Raw genomic sequence first — 2664 nt, forward strand, 5'->3', positions numbered from 1 at the left:
ACTCTAAGTGCCAAAAATAATTTTGTGGTCTACTCAAATGAAAAGCGCTGTAATATTAGTTAGTCATCTGGAAATTGCCAACAAGAAATACGTTCAATATGGGAACTGTTGCAGTTCGGACATATAGCTTCAAATGAAGAGTCTACCCATTCATATTCACAGTTGTGACAATGACAAAATATATTATTAGTATTAGCTAACTCAATTTTTTTCTGCCAAGCTTGCAATAGTGAAATATCTTCTTTTTTATTATTAGTTTCTGACATTTCTCTTGATTATATTCAAATTAACATATAAGACTACAGGATAGTAATTGGTAATATAATGTCTGCTGAATTACCGATCATAAAATACTCTGTTTCGATTCCTCCTCAGTACCCTGAGCACAACACAAATAATGAGCTACATTTAAGCTACTAAAACCCAATTCATCTAAATCTTGATTGAGAATAATTGAAGGTTTTTGAGCTATATCAATAATAAGTAACCTAGTGAAGAAATTATAGTTTTTGCGCCCTTTAAACACTATAAATAATAATTTATCTATTAGCGTTATCTCAGCTTCCTGGTCATAGCAATTTTTCAATTCACCTAAATTTACTTTTCTATCGAAAACAATATAATTATTTTGAGTATCTATTAAAGCTAAATAAAGTTGTTCTTGGCGATCGTGAATAACTGCCCAGTTTGGAGGTAAAGGAGTTACCGTAATTAATTCTGTTCCTTCAAATTCAGATCCCATAAAATCAGAGTAACTAATTGCCTGATATCCTGAAGCCATAGAATTAAATTCAAATGGAAACGGAATTTGGGAGCGGGAAAAGTCTGTAGAACCTGTACTCAGGTTCATAGGAAAAGTAATAATATTTTCTCCAGAACCTGCTTGAGTTCCATAAGACTGAAGAATACACCACTGATTCAAATCTGGATTGAGCCATTGTCTTTTCAGATGATGATTTACTCCCACAATGTCAAATGTGCTGATAATTTGCAGATGACTAGGATTAGAAACATCAACTCTAAGAATATAAGTTGGCTCTATAACATTATCTAGCAAATAAGCAACTGAGTCATACACTAAGATGTCATGGGTATTCTTCTTTCCTCCTCTAAAACTTGGTAATTCTAAATCGACTTCACCCAAGATTTCCAAATCTCGATCTAAACTGACAAGTCTTCCTTCAGTACCGACAAAAATAGTTTCTCCATCAATATCAATTGCAGCTATTTCTGCAAACTCACGAACCTTAACTTTTTCTAAACCGCGCGACAACTTGACGATTTTTGCTTGAGTGCCAACAATAATCTCATCTGATAAAACCTGAATAAAATTAGATTTTATAGCGGGATGGGAATCTGACTCCCACAAATCAACTATTACTTGTGGCTGATATTTTTGAGCTTCAGCACTATAGTTGAGTTGAATAAGTTGATTAGCTGCTCCGATAAGTATATTTGGCAGCGAGTAAGATGATGCTATTTTTTGGGATAGATCGATATTGGCCAAAAAGTCGTTCGTCATAACAAAATTCCTTTTAGGCTAAAGCATACAAAACTTTTGAAAAGTCACATCTGGCTAAAGCTGAACTTTGAGTATAGAAAAAAAGCGAGCCATTTTCTACAAGTCCAATGCTCAATAGCAGTGTGTCAAAGGGTTCTTCTTCAGAATCATAATAATAACGGGGGTCGTCTGAAAGATGAAAACGATACCCTCCCATCTGGATATCGCAATTTGCTCCAGTTAATATCCACTCACAAGCTTCGTCTAATTCTTCATACAAATCTTCCATCCCATCCTTAATTATTCCATTATCAATTAATTCAGAGAAAATACGGTTGTAAAAATCATAATCGTATTTGGAAATAGGTACATATCCTTTAGTCCATTGAATCGCCGAACACTTAACCGGATATGGCTCTACAAAACTATTATCTTTTTCAGGCAAAAAACTAAAATCAGTGGTCAGATGGTCTTCGTTAAAATCTGGTTTTTTAAAGTAGAGAATGCGATAACGGTTTTGCTCAAATACGTCTTCTGAATCTGGAAGACCATAGCGATCGTCATTAGCAATATAAAATTGTAAAATACCTCTTTCCGGGAAACCTTCCAGATGGGGTGCTTCGGCAAAATTAATTTGTGCTAGTAAATGTAGATATTCTCCCTCTAGTGTTTTGGGATAATCAAATCCTTTGGGTAAATAAGGAAAACCCCCTCGACTTTTCTGCCTACCGGGAAACTTACTTTGCCACCAGGTGAGATTTTCATCAGCTATTAAATCTAGTTTCAAATAGGGCTTAATTGTAGCTTCTATGAGAAAGCGATAAGGCTCTAAAATAGGTGGAAGCTGTTGATTTATGTTGTACATTTTCATTTCTTCTGCCAATTTATTCTCTGTAGGAATGTTGCATGCAACGTCCCTACCGACTCCCCTACTCAAGATATGGGTTGAAAAGTTTTTGAGAAATGGTATATGTAGTCGAAGCAAAGCTGAGGAAATTCTTAAATGCTCAAACCCAGTTAGAGATTACTTCTGACTTCTGACTTCTAACTTCTGACTTCGTTAACTCTCTCCCAACCAAGCAAAAGCTCGACGCAACTCAGCAGTACAATTTTCTTCATACCATTTTCCGTGGGATAAAATAATTTTTTCAGGCTCCCATTTT

At 35.2% G+C, this 2664-nt stretch carries 3 protein-coding genes; all 3 read right to left on the bottom strand.

The window, feature by feature from the left end; genetic code table 11:
- Nucleotides 1-59 precede the first annotated feature (59 nt).
- Nucleotides 60-266 carry a hypothetical protein gene (locus tag AC3DU7_RS30655; RefSeq protein ID WP_488043013.1) on the bottom strand — a complete coding sequence of 69 codons (207 nt, stop codon included), beginning with the start codon at nt 264-266 and terminating at the stop codon, nt 60-62.
- A gap of 77 nt (nt 267-343) precedes the next feature.
- Nucleotides 344-1522: a hypothetical protein gene (locus AC3DU7_RS30660; RefSeq protein WP_488043014.1), complete on the bottom strand. Its 1179-nt coding sequence runs from the start codon at nt 1520-1522 to the stop codon at nt 344-346.
- Between the two features lie 13 nt (nt 1523-1535).
- Nucleotides 1536-2366, bottom strand: coding sequence for a YwqG family protein (locus tag AC3DU7_RS30665; RefSeq protein WP_488043015.1), 831 nt, complete (start codon nt 2364-2366; stop codon nt 1536-1538).
- Nucleotides 2367-2664: the final 298 nt, after the last annotated feature.

It is taken from the genome of Okeania sp. (genome assembly GCF_983059655.1).